Here is a 21,408-nt window from a genome sequence, read left to right as displayed (position 1 = left end):
GAATTTTGAAAATACAGAGAAGCATTGACGCGGAAGTAGGCGAACAATAAAAAACCCCTGAATAACGGTGAGCATCCGGACAAAGCCCGGTTAAATGTTATAAAAATACGCCATGACAACAACAAATAAACTTACCGTATTCAGAGGTTACCCTTTTATATCGTTTGTGAAAGAACTACAATCTTTTATGTGATACTAAACAACGAATCGGAAAAGATGTTTTCTTTCTTTCGAAAATTAGCCGATATTTTTCGGAAAACCGCTTTGGGCAGTTCTTGTTGTCCTTCCCGGGCTGGGAATTACTTCAGCGGGGCAGCAAAGGCATCCACATCATTCCCGGTGATTTTCTTGTCGCACAAAATGATCAATCTTTCAATCACATTTCTGAATTCGCGGATGTTGCCGGTCCATTTCATTTGCTGTAATTTCTCGATAGCATCCTGCTCAATTGTTTTTATTGGCATGCCGTACTCTCCGCATATTTGGTTGATAAAATGATCGGCCAGCAAGGGGATATCTTCGGGGCGCTCGTTTAAGGCGGGAACCTGGATCAGGATCACACTCAGCCGGTGGTAAAGGTCTTCGCGGAAATTGCCCTTTTCAATTTCCTCACTGAGGTTTTTGTTGGTTGCAGCCAGTACGCGTACATCAACTTTGATGGGTTTGTCGCCGCCAACGCGGGTGATGATGTTCTCCTGGAGGGCCCGCAGTACCTTGGCTTGTGCCGAAAGGCTCATGTCGCCGATTTCATCCAAGAACAAGGTGCCACCGTCGGCTTGTTCAAATTTCCCCTTGCGTTGTTTCATCGCTGAGGTAAAGGCTCCTTTTTCGTGGCCGAACAGTTCGCTCTCGATGAGCTCTGATGGTATGGCGGCGCAGTTTACCTCGACAAAGGGCTGGGCCGAGCGGTTGCTTTTTTCATGCAACCGGCGGGCAATCAGTTCTTTACCGGTTCCGTTCGATCCGGTGATTAACACCCGTGCGTCGGTTGGCGCCACACGGTCGGCCATATCAATAATTTTTTTGATGGCTCCCGATTTTCCAACCATTTCGTATTTTTTACTGACTTTCTTTTTCAGCACTTTGGTTTCGGTCAGCAGGCTCGATTTATCCATAGCGTTGCGGATGGTTATCAACAGCCGGTTTAAATCGAGGGGTTTTTCAATGAAATCGTAAGCGCCTTTTTTGATCGACTCTACAGCGGTGTCGATATTGCCATGCCCCGAAATCATCACTACCGGGGTGTCAATCCCTGCTTCCTGGATTTTTCCCAGCACCTCAATGCCGTCCATGCCCTGCATCTTTATGTCGCACAAAACAATGTCGTACTCGTTCTTTTTGACCAAATTCAGCCCGGCATTTCCGTCTTCGGCGACATCAACCTGATACTTTTCGTACTCAAGAATATCTTTCAGCGTGTTGCGGATGCTGCGTTCATCGTCGACTACAAGTATTTTTGACATATTCTGTTTTTTTTAGGGTTGAGTAGCAAAATTAATGATTAATCCATTCAAGCAAAACACCTTCGCGCAAAGCAAAATCAGTTTGGATCATTTTCTTGATCTTTAACTTTTTCAACACCAGTTTAATCAGGATGAAAGCCGGAACAATCATTTCGATCCGTAACGGCTCCATGGCTGCCAGTTGAGAGCGGTATTCGGTGGTTGAGCCAATGATGGTGTCGGTCACCTCGTTGAATTGGCTGATGCTGATTTCCTGCCTCACCCGCGATTTCGTGCCGGGAGCGGTGTTGTCAATTAAGTCGGCTAAAGTGTCAAAGGCTCCCGAACAACCGATCAGACTTGTTGGCGGCTTTTCGCGGCACTGTTGCCAAAGTGCACTTAGTCCGCTCGAAAACCATTGTTCAATTGCCTCGGCTTCCGAAGGACGAATGGGGTTGCTAATCGGAAATTTTTCGACCACACGTGCCATGCCCAGCGGGAAGCTTTCTTTCCAGCTAACCCGATCGTTTTGTGTTTGGATGAACTCGTTGCTTCCTCCGCCAATATCCAGGATGAGGCTATTGTCGGGCAGATCACCAAAGGCGAGTTTCACACCCTGACAGATTAAGCGGGCTTCTTCGTCGCCGCTGACGATGGTTAGCGGAATGCCCGTTTTTTCGAGGAGTGTTCGTGTAAATTCGTCTTTGTTGCTGGCATCGCGAACAGCAGAAGTGGCGATCGCAATAAGGCGGTCAACCCCACCGAATTGGTCGATGGTATGATTGTGCTGATTAAAGGCCGCCACCGCGCGGTCGAAAGCTTCGGGGCTGAGTAAGTTTTTATGAATCCCCCCTTTGCCCAACTTCACGCCTACCTTTCCCTGATAGTGAAATTGGTAACTGTGTTGGTTGATACCTGCAATTAATAAATTACAGGTGTTCGTGCCCAGATCGATTATGGCCAGTTTCATGCGATGTCTGTTTTGTTGATGGTAAAGGTAGCACAAGCCGCCTGGCCGGTGCACTTGCCCGATGAAAATGTTTATCGCCGGCGGAACTATTCCGGAACCGGGCTGCTTGCGGAGCGATGAAAATCTTTGCTCATCATCGGAATCCATTCGCCTTCGGTGGTGAGGTATTCACCCATCAGATTGGCCGTAAGGCAGCTGTGTGCAGGGATGATCTCAACCAGGTCGCCAACGGCAAAATTGTGAAATTCCTGAAGCGTGGTGCGGATGACACCATGCTCCTGGCTTAACTTGTACAGGTAGTTTCTTTCGTCCAGCAGCGTCTTTTTACCATTTTTGTTGATGACAACCTGACCGTAAAGGCTTTTTCCGTCGAGGTTGATGATCGAATCTTTGGAAATATGGGCAGCGCCACCGTAGATGATCACCTCGCTGCGGCTGCCGTGACGGCTGATGACCGGGCATACCAAGCGCAAGGCAATGTCGTTGAAATTGCATGCACCTAGCTTATACTGCATCAGATCGAAAAACACAAAATTCCCCGGGCGGAGCTCGTCGATACCGTTGAAATTCTCGCATAGAGCTGCCGATGGTGTGTCGCCCAGCGATAAAATGAGATCTGGAAAATCTTTCAGATAATAGTTTTTCAATGCTCTCATTTTGAGCAGCGCATCAAAGTGCCGGTTGTAGATATCTTGTTTACTTTGAGCCTGATAGGTGTGCCCCGTGTGCGATAAAAAACCTTTGAATTGGAATTTCTGATTGGCTTTGATCACATCGAGCATGGCATTGATCCCGTGAAATTTATTTGGGGCAATTCCTGTCCGGTTGTGGCCGGTATCAATTTCAATAAAGACACCCACTTCCTGGCTGATCTTGTGGGTCAGCATTTGCACCGACTCCAGATTCTCGATGAGCAGGTTTAACCGGATGTTTTTAGCCAGCGCGTTAATGGCATCAACTTCGTAAATATTCACCGGAAAAGCGATGGTGATATCGTCCCATCCGTTTTGCGCAAAATACTGCGCCATACTTACTGATGATACCGTAATTGCCGTAACGCCGTAATCCCTGAACCAGTTTCCGATTCCGGCAGACTGATGGGTTTTAAAGTGCGGACGGAAGATTAAGCCTTTAGCTTTGGTCTTTTGAGCCATCCTGGCAATATTTTGCAAACAAACTTCTTTGTCTAATAGCAGCGTCGGGCGGATGATGTCCATTGTGTCAATCGTTTTTTCTCTATTCTAATATGTAAACCACTTGTTTGAGCCACAGATAAGAAAAGCCCGAAAAACAAACGAGAGGCGTTTTCTTGCTCTGTAAACTGTAACACAAAACAGTTCAGTAAGTTTTAGAAGATATGATTCTCTTATATTTGCGCACTTAAGTTTGAATCATGCTTCGTAAAGTGTTTTTATCCCACATCAAGCGGGTTTAAAGGTAATGAAATGCCAATTTTAGGCAAAGGGAAAGCGGACGAATTATGACAGGAATGAGCTGGATTCTGCAACTCTGATGATCGGGTAAAAACTGGCTGGTTCGTTGTTTAATAATGATTAGCACGCCGCGAAATTTGCTGTTGTCGTTGTTTTCATAAGTTGTCGGGTTGTCATTCCACATCTATTCAAAAACTTGATCGACATTGAGGCTTAGCTACTTTACGTGGTAGGCTTTCAAAAAAAAAAAACTACATGATTCCGGGGAATCACCAACAGGGATGAAAGTGGTGGAAGACAGCTGAAGGCATTTAAGAGAAGACGGAAGCTCGCTCGGAGCGGGACCGGCCTACTTTTTATCGATGGTGAGAGGTGAACCGGAAGCTTAGTGAATCCGGGAAGCTCCGATCCGGCAGCTGCCGGAAAGGAGATCACCCGGCTGAACTTAGCTTTCGGAAGCTGACACCTGAAGATAAAAATAAGCCTTGCGTTTTCTGTTTCGTCTTTGGGGCAAGCCAAAGATGAAAACCCGTCCGGTAGGACAAAAGATCCGAATTGCGCAAAAGTAGGAGTGAAAAACAGCCAGTTTTGGGGCAACGCTCATCAGCGCTGGTTTGCTACAAAAGAAGCCTGGCTACCGGTTGACGCTGAACCCCTATTTAATACATCCCAGATGCGGTTTGGAAACCACATCACCCGAAGAGACTTTCAGAAAAAACCTACATGATTCCGGGGAATCACCAACAGGGATGAAAGTGTCGTAGTTTTCGACTATGCTGTTGTCGTTGTTTTCATAAGTTGTCGGGTTGTCATTCCACATCTATTCAAAAACTTGATCGACATTGAGGCTTAGCTACTTTACGTGGTAGACTTTCAAAAAAAGAGCCCAAAGAGCTCTTTTTTTATCGGTATGTTGTTGGGGGCTATTTTTCGATCATGATTGTTTGAGCACGGTTTGGCCCAACAGAAGCAATCGTTATCGGCAATCCCGTTTCTTCTTCGATGAAGTTAATGTAGTTGTTGAATTCTTCGGGGAACTCATTCTGATGCGTGAGCTCTGTCAGATCTTTGTTCCATCCTGGTAATTCAACATACACCGGTTTCACATTTTCGTTCAGCTCGAAGGGGAATTTGTCGGTCACTTCACCGTCGACTTCGTATCCGGTACAAACCTTAATGGTGTCGAACTTATCCAAAACGTCGGCCTTCATCATAAATAATTCAGTCACGCCATTGATCATGATCGAGTATTTCAAGGCTACCAGGTCCAGCCATCCGCAACGGCGGGGGCGTCCTGTTGTTGAACCGTACTCGTTCCCGGCATCGCGTAACTTTTGACCTGTTTCGCAGAATAGTTCCGTCGGGAATGGTCCCATACCAACGCGGGTACAGTAAGCTTTAAAGATACCGAACACTTCGCCAACTTTTTGAGGCGCAATGCCCAGTCCGGTACAAGCTCCGGCACAAATGGTGTTCGATGAAGTTACAAAGGGATACGAGCCAAAGTCGATGTCGAGCAGGGTTCCTTGAGCACCTTCGGCTAAAACCGATTTCTCCTCCAGAATCAGGTCGTTAATCATGTGCTCGCTGTCGACCAAGGTGAATGATTTGAGGATTTCCACGCCTTCCATCCATTCTTTTTCCCATTGTTCGAGTAAGTCCGCGTAGTCGAAATTGTAAAATTTCTCCAATAATTCTTTGTGTGCTGCGATGCGGCTGTTGTATTTTTCTTCGAAATTCTCAACCAGGTCACCGACACGCAGTCCATCGCGACCAATTTTATCTTTGTATGTCGGGCCGATTCCTTTCAAGGTCGATCCGATTTTGGTATCTCCTTTGGCTGCTTCCGATGCTGCATCCAACAACTTGTGGGTGGGCATAATCAGATGGGCCTTTTTCGAGATATAGAGGTTTTTGTGCAGGTCGATCCCCAGTTTCTGAATTCCTTCAATTTCTTTTTTGAAGATGATCGGATCCAATACCACACCGTTGCCGATGATATTTGCTTTATTTTCGTGGAAAATTCCGGAGGGGATGGTGTGAAGGACGTGCTTTAAATTTCCAATTTCGAGTGTGTGCCCGGCATTGGGGCCTCCTTGAAAGCGGGAGATTGCATCGTATTTTGGGGTTAAGACATCAACAATTTTTCCCTTTCCTTCGTCTCCCCATTGGAGACCTAAAATGACATCTACTTTCATTATCAGTTTTTTACAAATTCGCAGACATATTAAACCGCGGAAGCTAGCCGGTATGCTTGAGGCTAAATTTCCACGGTGCCAGATCGATTTTTATTTGGCTGCTAAAATTACAAATTATTTTGGCTTAAGGCGAAAAAAAATCCTCCGATCTGTATCGAGGATTCTAATTTATAATGAGTTTACAAGCTGCTACTTGTTAATTTGTTCGCCATAAATGTAAAGCGTGTGGTGCGATAGCTTAAAATTGTGTTTTAAACAGGCCTCTTCGATGATTTCGCGGATTCGCGGGTCGTAAAATTCCTGCACTTTCCCGCTGTTGGTGTCAATGATGTGGTCGTGCTGCAGGGTTGCAAAAGCACGCTCAAACTGAGCAATGTTTTTCCCAAACTGGTGTTTTACGACCAATTTGCATTCCAATAGTAAGTCGATGGTGTTGTACAGGGTTGCGCGGCTGACTCTGTAGTTCTTGTTTTTCATCGAAATGTACAAGGATTCGATATCGAAATGACCTTCACGGGAGTAAATCTCTTCCAAAATCGCAAATCGTTCAGGTGTTTTCCGGTGCCCGTTCTTCTCCAAATATTCCGTAAACATGTTTTTAACGGTCTCTCGCGTACGGGGGCTATTCATATTCAATCTAATTTTAAATAATGCCCAAAAATAGGAAAAATTTATAATAGTTTAGACTAAATAAAAATTAATCCTCGACCCGTTCCATCCGTTCAACCTGTTCTATTCCTTTGATTTTCATAAGTCGGGCAATCAGTTTATTCAGGTCTTCAACGTTGTGAATGTATAAAAAGAGTTCGCCTTCGAAGATGCCGTCGTGAGTGTCAAACATAACAGTGCGCATGTTGATGTTGTTGAGCTTGGAGATGATATTGGTGATCTCGCTAACGATACCAACACGGTCGAAACCATTCATTTTTAAACGGGTGAGGTACGATCGTTTTTTGAATTTAGTCCACTCGGCCGTGATAATCCGGTCGCCGTGCTGGCTCATCAGTTTGTTGGCAACCGGACAGTTGCGCTTGTGGATCACCACATGGTTCGACGAGGTGAGGTATCCTAAAACGTTTTCCCCCGGAATGGGTTGGCAGCACTTAGCCAGCGTATAGTTGGTTTCTTCCGGATTTTCTTTCAGGATGAAGGTGTTTTTCTTATCGATCTTTTTGTCGGGCAGATCGAATTCGACTTCTTCATCGTTTTCTTTTTTCCCGAAGGATAGTTTCCAATATTTGGCCAGCTTGCTTTGGCGGCGCGATTTTAAGATGTTTTCAATATCGTTGAAGTCGATAAAACCCATGCCTATTTGAGCATACAACTGGTCTTTGTTGGACAGGTTGTAGTAGGCTGTTATTTTTTTGAGGGTGTCGGAAGTCGGTTTGATATTAAAGGCTTTGAGCTTCTCTTCAATGATCTCGCGACCTTGTTCCAGGTGTTGCCGTTTGTCGAGCTTGAAGGCTTGTTTGATCTTGGATTTCGCTTTTGCTGTGGTGATAAACTTCAGCCACTCAATATCGGGGCGTTGCGACTTGGAGGTCAGAATTTCAACCTGATCGCCACTGGACAACACATGACTCATGGGCATGAGCTTGTGGTTGATTTTTGCACCAATGCAATGGTTTCCCAGATCGGTGTGAATTTCGTAGGCGAAATCGGTGACCGTGGCTCCCTTCGGCAGGTTGACCATTTTCCCTTTCGGCGTAAATACAACAATTTCGCGCGAGTACAGATTCATTTTAAACTCGTCCAGAAACTCCAGGGCATCGGACTCCGGATTTTGGAGCATCTCTCGAATCTTCTCCAGCCAACGGTCCAGTTCTGTCTCTGCCGAACTGTCGCCCTTATATTTATAGTGTGCGGCAAATCCTCGTTCGGCGATGGCATCCATGCGCTCGGTGCGGATTTGTACTTCAACCCATTTCCCGGCGGGCCCCATCACCGTGACGTGCAGGGCCTCGTAACCATTTGCTTTTGGAATGGTAATCCAGTCGCGTATGCGGTCGGGTTTCGGCTTGTAGATGTCGGTAATTAAGGAAAGGATATCAAAACATTGTCTTTTTTCCGATCGGGAATCGTTGGGCCGGAAAACAATCCGGATGGCCATCAGGTCGTAAATTTCATCAAAGGACACTCCTTTGCTTTGCATCTTGTTCCAGATGGAATAGATGGATTTCAGCCGCCCCGAAATGGTAAAGTTGATTCCCTCTTTGGCCAACTCAGCCTGAATGGGGGTGATGAATTGATCGACCAGATAATCGCGTCGTTCTTTTTGACTGTGCAGCCTAAACTTGATGAGGTTATATGTTTCGGGCTGTTTGTACTTTAAACTTAAATCTTCGAGTTCGGTTTTAATGGCATACAGGCCGAGGCGATGCGCAAGTGGCGCAAAAATATAAAGGGTTTCGGCCGCAATTTTAAGTTGCTTGTGCGGAGCCATACTTTCGAGCGTGCGCATGTTGTGGAGGCGGTCGGCCAGCTTGATCAGGATCACGCGAACATCGTCCGAAAGGGTCATCAGCATTTTGCGAAAATTGATGGCTTGCTTCGAATCGTGCTGGGCGGTCATCTCGTCCGAGAGCTTGGTTAGCCCGTCAACAATGCGTGCTACTTTGACACCAAACAGATTTTCCATATCGGTTAAGGTGTAGTCGGTATCTTCAACTACATCGTGCAATATGGCTGCAATAATCGATGTTGCTCCGAGCCCGATTTCCGCAGAAACAATATTGGCTACAGCAATCGGGTGAATGATGTACGGTTCTCCGGACTTGCGTTTTACTCCGGCATGGGCTTCGTTGGCAAATTCGAATGCTTTTCGGATGCGCACACGGTCTTGTTCCGAGATGCGTTGATCAAACGATCGGCTAAGGTCATCGTAGTAATCAGCAATTAAGCGCTGATCGGCCTTGGTTTGTAATTTGCTAATTCCGTCCTCCATAAATCTATGTCCTAACAACAGGTTCTAAAAAGTAAATATATATCATATACAACACTCGCAACTCAGCGCTCATCAACTTCAGCATTAAAATTCACTAATCTTTAATACAGACTATAAGGCTTAAGCTGAAAGTTTGTTTAATGGGGCAGTCAAAAAATGTTGTGGGTGAATTACTTCTGAATGAGTTGGTCTACTTTCAGAAAAGCTTTGACCATATTCCCCCATGAAAATTTTTGTTTTTCAAGCTTAATGTTGGCTTCAAACTCTTTTTTACGTTCTTTTTGGTAGAAGTTTACCAAGGCATCGGCAATTGAAGCCGGAGTGGGATCCGTTACGTAACCGATACGCTGATCGGGGATTATCTCGGGTAATCCGCCGACATTGGTGACCAGCATGGGTTTTTCGAAGTGGTATCCGATTTGCGTTACACCGCTCTGTGTCGCACTTTTATAGGGTTGCACAACCAGGTCGCAGGCCCCAAAATAGCGAGTCACATACTTTTCGGGAATAAAATCGGTCCGTAACACCACGCGATCGGTCAACTTCAGCCGACGGATCAGCTCCAGATAAGGCTCGGGTTTGGTGTAAAACTCACCGGCAACAATCAGTTTCACCGGCAATTTTTTCAGGCGCGGGTCGGCAAAAGCTTCAAGCAGCAAGTCCAGGCCTTTGTATTCGCGAATGAAGCCAAAGAAAAGCAGGTAGCTGGTGTCTGGCTCGAGTCCGAGCAGACTTTTGGCCTCCTCCGGCTCTGTTTTCGGACCAAAGTTATCGTAAAGTGGGTGAGGGCACAAGGCGCGTGGCAGCGCTTTGTTGAACTGGTCAATGTCGTCGAGCACCGACTGCGACATGGCAACCATCCCATCGATACTCTTCATAAAATAGTGAGTCAACAGGCGATCGCCGGGGCGCTTTTCGTGTGGAATGATGTTGTCGGCCAGGCAAATAACCCGCGTGTGGCCATTGGATGCCACAATCCGGGCAATGGTTCCCAGAGCCGGCGCCATAAACGGAAGCCAGTAGCGAATCATCAGTATATCAGGTGCCTCGTTTTTGATCCGGGAGCCCACAAGGATCCAGTTGACGGGGTTGATGGAATTGACCGTTCGCCTAATTTGCAAATCATCCGGTGGCGGGCCGTCAACATACTGGCTTTTGCCCGGGAACAGCAGGTTCGGGTATTGCAAGCTAAAGGTTTCGATGCTCAGTTGATGTCCCTGTGCGATGAACTCGCGCGCCAACCGTTCGTTGTAGTTTGCCAGTCCGCCGCGATAGGGGTAGGCCGGTCCGATTATTTTGATGGTTTTCGCGTCGTTCATTGTTTAAATTTTTGCTTCAGTAAATTGGCAACATGCTTGTCAATCGGAAAGCTAAAGTCGTCTTCCCGGAGTGATGCAATCGCTTGCCATCGAAACGATTGATTGCCGTTTTTGTTTGTTGAAAAATCGAAAGCTTTGCGACTTGTCGAAAAATTCAGGGGCTCGGTAAAGCGAGCCGTGTAATAAATGCTTAGTAGCTGGTGGTCGTCGAAAAAAAGCGCTTGTTGAAAAAAGTCGGTGGTGTAGAAGTGGCGGATGTCGCAAATTTCCTGATTGCATTCTTCGTGTATTTCCCGTTTCAAACAGTCGATGGTTCCCTCACCAAACTCGAGTCCGCCGCCCGGAAATTTTGTCATTCGCATGCCCAACTGGTACTCGTCCGATACCAGTACGGATCCGTTTTGAACAAACAGCCCGTAAACGCGAATGTTGAAATGCTTAGGTTGTTTGTTGCTCATCCTGTTCTGTTTGTTCTTTAATCAGTTGAATAATTTCGCTTAGCTGTTCTGGTGTAAACCAGCTGATTTGCGGGTCGCGCCTGAACCAACTTAATTGCTTTTTGGCATATCGGCGCGAATTGCGTTTAATCAGTTCAATGGCTTGCTCGCGGGTGATTTCGCCTGAAAAATAAGCAAACAATTCCTTGTAGCCAACCGTGTTGAGTGAATTTAACTGATGATGCGCGAATACCGATCGGGCTTCTTGCTCGAGTCCCATTTCGATCATTTTGTCAACGCGTAAATTGATGCGATTGTACAGTTGTTCGCGCTCGCAGTTTAGCCCTATTTTGATGATTTGAAAGGGGCGTTGTTTGCGGGTTGCCTTGCGCATGGATGAGTATGTGCGTCCCGAAGTCAGGCAAATTTCCACAGCATGAATAATGCGTTTGGCATTTTTCAGATCAACTAAATCGTAGTAGTCGGGATCAAGTTGTTTTAACTGAAGCCGGATATGCTCCAGTCCTTGTTCCTCGTACTCGCGGATGAGGCGCGCCCGAATTTGCGGATCGGCATTGGGGATATCATCAATGCCGTTGCAGAGCACATCGATGTACATCATGGAACCGCCGGTGACCACCAGCCAGTCTTTCGCGGTGAAACGTTCTTCGATTATTTGGAGAGCTTCCTGCTCAAAAACACTGGCACTGTAATAGTCGTGAATAGACCGGTGTTGGATCAGATGATGTTTCACCCGTTCAAGATCGCGTTGTGGTGGAACAGCGGTTCCGATGGAGAGTTCGCGGAGAATTTGCCGCGAGTCGGCGGATATAATTTCAGTTTGAAAGTGTTGAGCAATTTGAATCGCTAAATCGCTCTTTCCAATTCCGGTTGGCCCCAATATGACGATTAAAGTTTTTCTCATTTAAAATCCGTTGGAGCGCAAAGGTATCGTTTTTAGTCAAAAAAAAGGAGGGTTAAACCCCTCCTGTCAAGTCTTCTATTTCTCCAAAAATTTCATTGTAATCATCCAGATCTCCGTAATCCAGACATTCTTCCTCTTTCGTGACTTCAGGCCCCTGGCCCATTACTTCTTCTTCGAGTAATTGAGACGGTGCAGCACCGTTTTGCTCAATCACTGAAGGTTCTAATCGAGTTTTTCCCATAAGAATTTGAGTTAATTCAACATAGAATAATCTGTCTGCGAAAAAATCAAAGACGTAAAGCATCTTTTGATCTTTCCTATTGATAATGGATTGAATAGTGGTTCGCGTCATGCAAAGACTATTCGGTTTGTGAAATTTCGAATCAAGCAGGCTAATCTCAGTTTGTTTTCCGTGGCGGGCTCCTTGGGTGAAAAATGAGGCCAGTTGATCGGAGTTATACCCACATGCTTGTTGTATGCAGTTGTGAAAGTCAGCAAAAGTATGCGTGCCATCCAGTTCAATCAAAAGTTGAAAACGGGATAGTTCAGTCGAGCTAACTTTAAACTGATAAACCATTTTTATACTGTTTGTTTTTTGTGAAATATGATACAGAATATCTCTTTCGTTTTCGCACACAGCCTTGTTAAACGCTGGTGTTGCGGATAAGGTTAGGTAATAAATGTTAAAAAATATTAAGTGGCGAATTGTAGAGGCTAAGTGGTTTGTAGTGAGTATCGTTTGTCGTGTGTTTTTATTGCCGATTGAAGTTCGCGGATTACATAATTGGAAGCTGTGACATCCAAATCACCGTTTTCTGAGTCGTTTTTGTCCTGATTTCGGACTGATGTTGATACTTTTCGCAAGGGAATTTTCTACGGAAGATCGGTTCTTGTTACGCCGCCCGAAAGTTCCGGTACCTACCGGCAACGGAGAAGAGGACGATTGGCCTGGAAATGGCGTGTTTTCTGTTTCGGAAATCGATCAGGATTACATTTACCCTTAGGTCCGGAGCTGATTTGCGGGGGAATTCGGGCGAAGAATTGCTTAATCGCGTCATGTAAAAAAATATTCATGGTTCCGGGTAATCACCAACAGGAATGAAAGTTTACTATTTTTCGAAGATGCTGTTGTCGTTGTTTTCAATGGTTGTCGGGTTGTCATCCCCCAAAGCATTAACCAGCAAGAAGGTCTTCTGATCAATGAGAAAAAAGAAAGGGCACCCGTTGGGATGCCCTTGAATATGGTCGATAAATTCAGAATTATTTTACTGAATCCATATATTCGATCAATTCACAAACTTTAGTTGAGTAACCCATTTCGTTGTCGTACCAAGATACAACTTTCACGAAAGTAGGAGACAATTGGATACCTGCACCAGCGTCGAAGATTGAAGTACGAGTGTCACCAACGAAGTCGTTAGAAACAACTGCGTCTTCAGTGTAACCTAATACACCAGCCAATTCGCCTTCAGAAGCTTCTTTCATTGCAGCGCAAATAGCTTCGTAAGTAGTTTCAGTAGCCAAACGTGCAGTCAAGTCTACAACTGATACATCAGGAGTAGGAACACGGAAAGCCATACCTGTCAATTTACCGTTCAACTCAGGAATTACTTTACCTACGGCTTTAGCAGCACCAGTTGAAGAAGGGATAATGTTTTGACCAGCGCCACGACCACCTCTCCAGTCTTTCATTGAAGGACCGTCAACAGTTTTTTGTGTTGCAGTAGTAGCGTGAACAGTTGTCATCAAACCTTCAACGATACCGAATTTGTCATTCAATACTTTAGCGATAGGAGCCAAGCAGTTTGTAGTACATGAAGCGTTTGATACGAAAGTCATGTCGTTCGTGTAGTTTTTGTTGTTTACACCCATAACGAACATAGGAGTGTCGTCTTTAGAAGGAGCAGACATAACAACTTTTTTAGCACCAGCGTCGATGTGACCTTGAGCTTTTTCTTTTGTCAAGAAAAGACCAGTTGATTCAACAACATACTCAGCACCAACAGCACCCCAGTTGATATCAGCAGGGTTTCTTTCAGCAGTAACGCGGATTTCAACACCGTTTACAACCAATTTACCGTCTTTAACTTCTACAGTACCATCGAAAATACCGTGAGTAGAATCGTATTTTAACATGTAAGCCATGTATTCAACATCGATCAAGTCGTTGATAGCTACAACTTGAACAGTACCTTTTTTAACAGCTTGACGGAATACGAAACGACCGATACGACCAAATCCGTTGATACCGATTTTAATTTGTGACATAGTTGAAAGTTTAATAATTAATGAAAGATTTATCTTTGATTCATTAGCTCATTTTTCAAAGCCACACAAAATAACGAACTAAATTCATAACGGTCAAATTTTTTAAATCGGTTTTGCTGTTTCGCTCCCTGAGTTTAAAATTTAGTTAATGTTGCCTGTTAGAGAGTCGGATCATGGAGTCGGAAAAGGTCGTTTCGTCGGCTTGTAATTGTCGATGATGCAGCAGGTTGTCCTTTGGTTGGTACCCCTGGCCAGTTGTTATGAATTTGGTTGCTTGAAATTCGACAATGAATTGAGCCGCTTGCCTAAAGTTCGCAGGCCTTGTTTGCAGCATGACTTTGTAGTAAAACTGTGGGTGAGCCTTGCTCCAACCATTTTGGGTGAAAGTGGCTGCACGCAAAGGCGCAATGTCAATAAGGGTTTTGATTAGATGTGGAACGACAACTGTTAAAAACAACGACAACAGCATCGTTGAAGGATAGTAAGCTTTCATTTCTGTTGGTGATTCCCCGGAATCATGAAGTTTTTTGGCCTCTCATGTCGGGGTGATTGGCTGTTTTTGAAGTCCTGATCGATTGAAATGGACTAAAAAATCACTGAAAAGCTAATTTTGATAGGTGAAAAGCCAATTTTGGTAGGTGGATTGTGTGATATGTTTAGTTGGATGTTTTATGTTTTGTCGGTTCGGGCTGATTGTACTTTTCTGGCAGATCGGCTTTAAAATTGGGTTGGTGTATTTCGACGAGTATGCGGGGCATTCGCAAGTCTTGCAAGACGAAAAAAGGACCAATAAAAGAGACGTCGAAATTGCCAGACCCCCGAAAGGCCACTTGCGCTTGCGGCGTTGTTCTGATTTGATGAAGACTGCTTCAGCTGCGTTTTTCATAGCTATGACGATTTTGTTTTGCTCAATCAAACAGGCCTTTATTTGACTTCTTTGATTGCGCCGTTTGCCAATAAAACTGAATGAAAATTGATTTATTGTTTTCGTTTTAATGAAAAGATTTTTTACCACGATTTGGTCATTAGAAAATAATTAATTCCTGTGATAGATAAAATGAAAATTAGGATCTATAAAATGTTAAAAAATGCAAAAGGCTAGTGTTTGCGGGCATTCTGGGCTTATTTTTTTGAGTGTCGTTTGTTTTTTATGCCTGAAAACTATTGTGTTTTGAAACGAAATGTTTTAGGTTTGTAATGGTTAACAGTCCTGCACGAGAGAATAATCTGAGGTTTATGCAGCTGTTAATAAACAAAACATTTTTGATTCATTTTAATAATACTGGCGCTTATGAAGAGTCGTGTTACTACCTATCAAAGAGCCCTTATTCTTTTCCTGTTTATTGGGCTCGCTCTAGGTGCTGTTAATGCTCAGCCGACAGTTGATGCCGCTATTTCGGATTCAGGAGCTTTACTGGCTCAGGCAGACAATCAGGATAATTTTACTTACCAGTTTCAAACAACCGAGGTGGCTGCCAGCTTTGAGCCCGACAACGGAGATGTTTCAACACCGACATTGGTTTCGATCGGTCAGGTGTTCACCATTTCGTTCGCCGGCGAGTTGTTTACTTATGTGCAAAGTATCCCTGAAAATAATATCAAAATATCCGAAGCCTATCTTCAGAACTGCTTTGAACTGACAGACACCGATCGTGGCCTGCTCGTCGACTTCTCGGTGGCTATTGTATCCGGAAGCGGGGAGCCTACGGTGGTCACCATAACACCGACTGAAGAGTTGGAGGATGGTACCCGTTTCACTTTAAGTATACTTGATGATAAGTTGCAGATTGGACAGGGAAACTCACAGCCGCTGGGTAACAGCGATTTTCACAACGATATCTATGCCGAAAATGCCTACATCACACAGGATTTGTCAGCTCCGGTTTTGGATGTTGATGCCGATGCCGGTTTGTGGGAAGACGGTTACTATGTTGGAAGCGGCGAGACAATTTTAACCACCGATTCGCTCCAGTTGGATTTTGAAGAGCCGGTTGTAGCCGGTACAGGTAACGTATATATTTATACCTGGAACGGAATTTTGGTTCAGACCATTGATGCTGCCAGCTTGACGACTGATCCGAACGATCCGTCGATTATCGTCGTCGGTAAAGTGGATGGTCTCCAATCAGGTGAAGAATATTATGTGACCATGGAGCCTGGAGCCGTGGTCGACTTGTCGGGCAATGCGTTTGCCGGTATCGAAGAGGAAGACGACTGGGCATTTACCGTTCGCGAGGATCTGGTGCCCGACATTTTGCGTTATTCGCCCATCGACGAAAACATTTCGACCGAGGCCGACCTGATGATTGAATTTGATATGCCGGTTGACTTGGGCGAAGGAACCGTGACAATTTATTTGGCGGATGGCACGCTTGTTCAATCCCTGAATGTTGTCGATGATGCGTTTGATTTCAATACAATCGGCAATAGTGTTTATATTGAAATCGACGACTTAAGTCCGGCAACAGCTTATAAAGTGGCGGTTGAAGCCGGAGCTTTTGTTTCGTCAGCAGGCGAGGCTTCCGCTGCAATCTCAGCCGACGACTGGCAGTTTGAAACAGAATACAATGTTGAGCCAACTTTGGTTCAGCTGACACCTGAGGATGACTCGGTTGATGTGCCGTTGGATCAAATCTTCGTGATGGAGTTTGACATGGATATGCAAGCCGGAACCGGTGTTCTGGAGCTGCACATTCACGATGGACAAAATACACTCGTGACAACGATTGGCGCAACTGACGACCGTGTTTCTATCTCCGGGCAATATGTGTCGGTTGACTTAACCGGACTCACGGAGTCGGATACCGAATACTATATTATTGTTAATACGGATTTTGTTCAAAATACCACGTTTACGCCCGAGTCGTTTGCAGGTATTAAGAAAGTGTTTAACTGGGGGTTTACAACAGCTGTCGATGAGTCTGATTTGCAGGTATTAGCTTATCAACCCAATGGGACAACAATTCCGGATAATCACCCCAATCTGGCCATGATATTTAATCAGCCGGTGTCTTTATCGGCGCAGGGGGGCAACGTGTATGTCTACAAAGTAGGAGATACCACTCCATCGTTAACGATTCCGCTGACATCGGATATGTTTGAGAACAACGAGGTCAATGTGAGCTACGATGCAGCAGTGACAGGTGGACTGGATCTGAATACCGATTATTACGTGTTGGTTGATGCCGAAGCCATCGGGAATGCCGATGGAAACAGTTTTGACGGAGTTGCAGATCCATCGGTTTGGACATTTACGACCGGCACGGATTATGCTTTGGCCGCTGATGACCAATTGGCCATGAGCGACGACTATGCCGTTTACCCCAATCCCTTTGACGATGTGATTTACATTTCAAATTCCGAAAATATTAGCCGTCTTTACATTACCAATGTTGTTGGGCAACGGGTGAAAGAAGTAACCAATCCCAATGGCATGGTATCGACCTCGGATCTGCGAGATGGAATTTATATTATTACCCTCATGTTAGACGACAATGTAATAGCTAGTACGCAGACGATTGTAAAGCGCTAAGTGCATGCTATGAGAGAGACAAAAGGGAAGCTTTAAGCTTCCCTTTGTTATTTTTAGCATCCGCCTTTTTATTAATCGTCCTAAGCGCGTAACTTTGACGGCTGAACGAAAATATGCAAGAATGAAAACAATATTTAATCACCGATCTATTCGTCAATATCAATCAAAACCGATAGATCAAGCGCTGCTGGATAAAATTCTGGAAGCCGGAACACGCGCATCAACCACCGGCAATATGCAGTTGTACAGTGTGGTGGTGACACGCAATGAGGAGGCCAAGGCAAAGCTGGCGCCGCTGCATTTTAATCAACCCATGGTTAAGCAGGCTCCGGTGCTGCTCACCGTTTGTGCCGACCTGAATCGCTTTAACAGTTGGTGCGAATTTCGGAATGCCGATGCTGGTTACGATAACTTCCTTTGGATTTTAAATGCCGTGGTTGATGCTTCGCTGTTTGCTCAGAATATTTGCGTGGCCGCCGAATCAGAAGGACTTGGTATTTGCTACCTGGGTACAGCATTGTATAATGCCCCAGAGATTAGTGAAGCACTGGAGCTGCCTAAAGGGGTAATTCCGCTTACGGCAATTACGGTTGGCTATCCCGATCAGAATCCACCTTTGACTGATCGTTTACCCTTGTCGGCTGTGGTGTACAATGAAAAATATGAGGCCAATACCGAAGAGCGGATTAATAGTTTGTACGCCGAAAAGGAGGCCTTGGACAGTTCCCGAAAATTTGTTGCCGAAAATGCGAAGGATAATCTGGCGCAGGTGTTCACCGATATTCGATACAAGAAGGCCGACAACCTGCACTTCTCAGCAAAGTTGCTGGATTTTCTGAAAGCGCAAGGTTTTCAATTTTAAGAGAATGAGGCGCTGCCCTGGTTGGAGAAATAGGATACTTTTTCCATCAGCGTAGCCGCCCTGACTGGCTTAACCAAGTACTCGTTTGCTCCGTATTCGAGGCAGCGGGTACGGTCGTTTTCCATATTGCTGGTGGTAAAAACCAGGATCGGCGTTTTTCGGTTATTTTCCTGATCGATCTGACGGATCCGAAGCGTTGCTTCCGCCCCATCCATGATGGGCATCCACAAATCCATGATGATCAGATCATAAATGTTTCGCGAAGCCATGATGACAGCTTCTTCGCCATCGTTAGCCGTTTCAATAACATGGGCATTTCGCAACGATAACTGCACGAACTTCTGATTAATCGGATTATCATCAACAACGAGTATTTTCAAAGCGTTCCTGTTTTTGTATTATCTAAGTCTAAAATAAGGAATTTTGGAAACAAAAATGCATTAGTTTTGCTAACCAAAGTTTTGAGTTGGATAGCTTGAAACAGGCATCTGTTTGTGTTGAATATAATTTTATACTATGAGCGACGATAAAAAAATCATCTTTTCGATGTATAAGGTGAGTAAAACTTACCCTCCGCAGAAACATGTGATTAAAGATATTTCGTTGTCCTTCTTTTTAGGGGCAAAGATTGGTATTATCGGTTTAAATGGTTCCGGAAAATCAACTTTGTTGAAGATCATTGCCGGACTGGATAAATCATTTCAGGGCGAGTTGGTGTTCTCGCCGGGCTACACGGTTGGCTACCTGGAGCAGGAACCGCAGTTGGATCCGGAGAAAACAGTGAAACAAGTTGTTGAAGAAGGTGTTCAGGAAGTCGTTGACGTGCTGAAAGCTTACGAGGCAGTCAATGAGAGATTTATGGATCCGGAGGTGCTGGAAGATCCCGATAAAATGCAGGCTTTGATGGATGAGCAGGCCAGCCTTCAGGATAAAATTGACCAGTACGATGCCTGGAACCTGGACTCGAAGCTGGAACGTGCTATGGATGCCCTGCGCTGCCCCCCGGGCGACCAGCCGGTGAAGGAACTTTCGGGTGGTGAACAACGCCGTGTGGCTCTTTGCCGCCTGTTGCTGCGCGAACCGGATGTGTTGCTGCTTGATGAGCCGACCAACCACCTGGATGCCGAGTCGGTGCAATGGCTGGAGCTTCACCTGCAACAATATAAAGGAACCGTGATTTGCATTACGCACGACCGTTACTTCCTGGACAATGTGGCCGGCTGGATCCTGGAACTCGATCGAGGCGAAGGTATTCCATGGCAAGGGAACTACTCATCGTGGTTGGAGCAAAAGTCGAAGCGGCTGGCCATGGAAGAGAAGCAGCAATCCAAGCGTCGTAAAACGCTGGAGCGCGAGCTCGAGTGGATTAAAATGGCCCCCAAAGCCCGTCATGCCAAGTCGAAAGCGCGTATCAGTGCCTACGACCAGATGATGAACGAAGATGTGAAGCAGAAGGAAGAAAAGCTGGAGATCTTCATCCCGAACGGGCCTCGTTTGGGCGAAAAGGTAATTGAAGCGCATGGCGTGACCAAAGCTTTTGGCGAACGCATCTTGTTTGATGACCTGGACTTCGTATTGCCGCCGAACGGTATTGTAGGGGTCATCGGGCCAAACGGTGCCGGTAAAACCACGCTCTTCAAATTAATAATGAAGCAGCTCGAGGCCGATAAAGGGACCTTCGATGTGGGGGATACCGTAAAACTGGCCTACGTTGATCAGTCGCATGCCGCCATCGACCCGAATAAAACAGTGTACGAGGTGATCTCGGGCGGAGCCGATCTGATTGCCATGGGAGGCCGCCAGATTAACGCCCGTGCTTATGTGTCGCGTTTCAACTTTACCGGATCGGATCAGGAGAAAAAATGTGGTATTCTTTCCGGTGGTGAACGTAACCGTTTGCATCTGGCTTTGGCCCTGAAAGAAGAAGGCAACGTTCTGCTGCTCGATGAGCCGACCAACGATATCGACGTAAATACCCTCCGTGCTTTGGAAGAAGGCTTGCTCGATTTTGCCGGATGTGCCGTGGTGATCTCGCACGACCGCTGGTTTCTCGACCGGATTGCGACCCACATCCTGGCCTTCGAGGGAGAGTCGCACGTGCAGTATTTCGAAGGTAGTTATTCGGAATACGAGGAAAACAAGAAGAAGCGACTGGGCGATACTGGCCCGCACCGCATAAAATACAAGAAGTTAGTTGAATAAACGATGAAAATGGCTGCCACGAAGGTGGCCATTTTTAATTTAAAAGGGTGAGTGCATTGGCTAAGACTGCAAATGATTTCCCGATAAGAATTGTTTAAACTTTTTTGACAAAAATTTGCAGTTCGATGGCTTAATTTTGAAAGCGAACTAAAAATTGCTGAATCGTAAAAATCATCCAAAATAGTTTAGCGTTATGAAAAAGTTGATTCCCTTCGTGATGCTTCTGTTTGTGGCTCCAATGGCACAGGCTCAACAACGCGAGAAACCCGGTGAACCCAATGAACAATCGAAAGTAACCCGTGAATACGACGAAAACGGGAACCTGATTCGCTTCGATTCAACTTATGTGAAAAGCTGGTCGTCGGACTCGACCATGACCATGAGCCCTGAGGATGTTGAGCAATTGCAAAAACAGATGCAGGAGATGTTCAGTGGTGCCTTTGGCGACGATGCCGACAACTTTTTCGGGGATCCTTTCCCCGGTTCGGCGAAGGATTTTTTCAACCAGCCTGGTGACAGCACGCTAACGATGCCGGGCTTTCAGAATGCTTTCCCCGATCTGGAAGAAATGCACCAGCGCATGATGCAGCATTTTAGTCAGTTTTTTCAGCGTGATACCGCTCAAATCAAATACGATACGATTCCCGGTGATCTGCGATTCGACTTCTTTGGCAATCCTCGCGAGTTCGAAGAGATCCGGAAGGAATTTGAGCAGCATTTTGAACAATTTCGGGACGAGCAAAAGCAGTCGGGACAGGAGCGCAGCAATGCGCCAGGGGCGATCTGATAACGAACGATGCGTCACCAAGGACAATTTTTAATCTCTCAAGCCTTATTTCCTCTGTGAAGCTTGCTATTTCACGGATGTAAGACCTT

Annotated in this window: 17 protein-coding genes; 4 read left to right on the top strand and 13 right to left on the bottom strand. The window is 45.6% G+C overall.

Going from position 1 to position 21,408, the window contains the following annotated elements:
• Positions 1-299: 299 nt before the first annotated feature.
• The 12 genes from C8N47_RS03185 to C8N47_RS03125 form a co-directional block, all read right to left on the bottom strand.
• Positions 300-1,463 carry a sigma-54-dependent transcriptional regulator gene (locus C8N47_RS03185; RefSeq protein ID WP_107821065.1) on the bottom strand — a complete coding sequence of 388 codons (1,164 nt, stop codon included), beginning with the start codon at positions 1,461-1,463 and terminating at the stop codon, positions 300-302.
• Positions 1,464-1,494: 31 nt separating this feature from the next.
• On the bottom strand, positions 1,495-2,412 hold the full coding sequence (locus C8N47_RS03180; RefSeq protein ID WP_170111267.1) for a Ppx/GppA phosphatase family protein: 918 nt from the start codon (positions 2,410-2,412) through the stop codon (positions 1,495-1,497).
• 86 nt (positions 2,413-2,498) lie between these two features.
• Positions 2,499-3,629, bottom strand: coding sequence for an alanine racemase (locus tag C8N47_RS03175; RefSeq protein WP_107821063.1), 1,131 nt, complete (start codon positions 3,627-3,629; stop codon positions 2,499-2,501).
• A gap of 1,139 nt (positions 3,630-4,768) precedes the next feature.
• A complete protein-coding gene (locus tag C8N47_RS03165; RefSeq protein WP_107821061.1) occupies positions 4,769-6,043 on the bottom strand; it encodes an adenylosuccinate synthase in 1,275 nt (424 codons plus the stop codon).
• Positions 6,044-6,232: 189 nt separating this feature from the next.
• Positions 6,233-6,637 carry a Fur family transcriptional regulator gene (locus C8N47_RS03160; protein ID WP_245915661.1) on the bottom strand — a complete coding sequence of 135 codons (405 nt, stop codon included), beginning with the start codon at positions 6,635-6,637 and terminating at the stop codon, positions 6,233-6,235.
• A gap of 103 nt (positions 6,638-6,740) precedes the next feature.
• Positions 6,741-8,987, bottom strand: coding sequence for a RelA/SpoT family protein (locus tag C8N47_RS03155; protein ID WP_107821059.1), 2,247 nt, complete (start codon positions 8,985-8,987; stop codon positions 6,741-6,743).
• A gap of 170 nt (positions 8,988-9,157) precedes the next feature.
• Complete coding sequence (locus C8N47_RS03150; RefSeq protein ID WP_107821058.1) at positions 9,158-10,306, bottom strand: glycosyltransferase; 1,149 nt, start codon at positions 10,304-10,306, stop codon at positions 9,158-9,160.
• Positions 10,303-10,764, bottom strand: a complete 462-nt coding sequence (locus C8N47_RS03145) for an NUDIX domain-containing protein (protein ID WP_107821057.1) — start codon at positions 10,762-10,764, stop codon at positions 10,303-10,305. The genes C8N47_RS03150 and C8N47_RS03145 overlap by 4 nt, the downstream gene beginning before the upstream one ends.
• The gene (miaA, locus tag C8N47_RS03140; RefSeq protein WP_107821056.1) at positions 10,745-11,668 is read right to left on the bottom strand and encodes a tRNA (adenosine(37)-N6)-dimethylallyltransferase MiaA; all 924 of its coding nucleotides are present in this window, start codon (positions 11,666-11,668) and stop codon (positions 10,745-10,747) included. Before miaA ends, C8N47_RS03145 begins: the two co-directional genes overlap by 20 nt.
• Positions 11,669-11,720: 52 nt before the next feature.
• On the bottom strand, positions 11,721-12,245 hold the full coding sequence (locus C8N47_RS03135; protein WP_107821055.1) for an IS1096 element passenger TnpR family protein: 525 nt from the start codon (positions 12,243-12,245) through the stop codon (positions 11,721-11,723).
• Positions 12,246-12,928: 683 nt separating this feature from the next.
• Positions 12,929-13,936: a type I glyceraldehyde-3-phosphate dehydrogenase gene (gene gap / locus C8N47_RS03130; RefSeq protein ID WP_107821054.1), complete on the bottom strand. Its 1,008-nt coding sequence runs from the start codon at positions 13,934-13,936 to the stop codon at positions 12,929-12,931.
• Positions 13,937-14,081: 145 nt separating this feature from the next.
• The gene (locus C8N47_RS03125) at positions 14,082-14,429 is read right to left on the bottom strand and encodes a hypothetical protein (RefSeq protein ID WP_107821053.1); all 348 of its coding nucleotides are present in this window, start codon (positions 14,427-14,429) and stop codon (positions 14,082-14,084) included.
• A gap of 798 nt (positions 14,430-15,227) precedes the next feature.
• On the opposite strand from C8N47_RS03125, the gene C8N47_RS03115 reads away from it, so the two are divergent.
• Positions 15,228-17,468, top strand: coding sequence for an Ig-like domain-containing protein (locus tag C8N47_RS03115; protein WP_107821051.1), 2,241 nt, complete (start codon positions 15,228-15,230; stop codon positions 17,466-17,468).
• Between the two features lie 121 nt (positions 17,469-17,589).
• Positions 17,590-18,330: a nitroreductase family protein gene (locus tag C8N47_RS03110; protein ID WP_107821050.1), complete on the top strand. Its 741-nt coding sequence runs from the start codon at positions 17,590-17,592 to the stop codon at positions 18,328-18,330.
• Here C8N47_RS03110 and C8N47_RS03105 read toward each other — a convergent pair.
• The gene (locus C8N47_RS03105) at positions 18,327-18,710 is read right to left on the bottom strand and encodes a response regulator (protein ID WP_107821049.1); all 384 of its coding nucleotides are present in this window, start codon (positions 18,708-18,710) and stop codon (positions 18,327-18,329) included. The two genes, C8N47_RS03110 and C8N47_RS03105, sit on opposite strands and share 4 nt — an antisense overlap.
• A gap of 136 nt (positions 18,711-18,846) precedes the next feature.
• Here C8N47_RS03105 and ettA point away from each other — a divergent pair, with 136 nt between their 5' ends.
• Positions 18,847-20,532 carry an energy-dependent translational throttle protein EttA gene (gene ettA / locus C8N47_RS03100; protein ID WP_107821048.1) on the top strand — a complete coding sequence of 562 codons (1,686 nt, stop codon included), beginning with the start codon at positions 18,847-18,849 and terminating at the stop codon, positions 20,530-20,532.
• Positions 20,533-20,725: 193 nt separating this feature from the next.
• Positions 20,726-21,319 (top strand): hypothetical protein, encoded by a 594-nt coding sequence (locus tag C8N47_RS03095; RefSeq protein ID WP_107821047.1) that lies wholly within the window; start codon positions 20,726-20,728, stop codon positions 21,317-21,319.
• The last annotated feature ends 89 nt before the right edge of the window (positions 21,320-21,408 follow it).

The organism is Mangrovibacterium marinum (assembly GCF_003046625.1).
In the GTDB taxonomy this organism is placed as follows: Bacteria; Bacteroidota; Bacteroidia; order Bacteroidales; family Prolixibacteraceae; genus Mangrovibacterium; species Mangrovibacterium marinum.
Note: the sequence above shows the minus strand (reverse complement) of the source record. Positions and strands in the feature narration are given on the sequence as shown.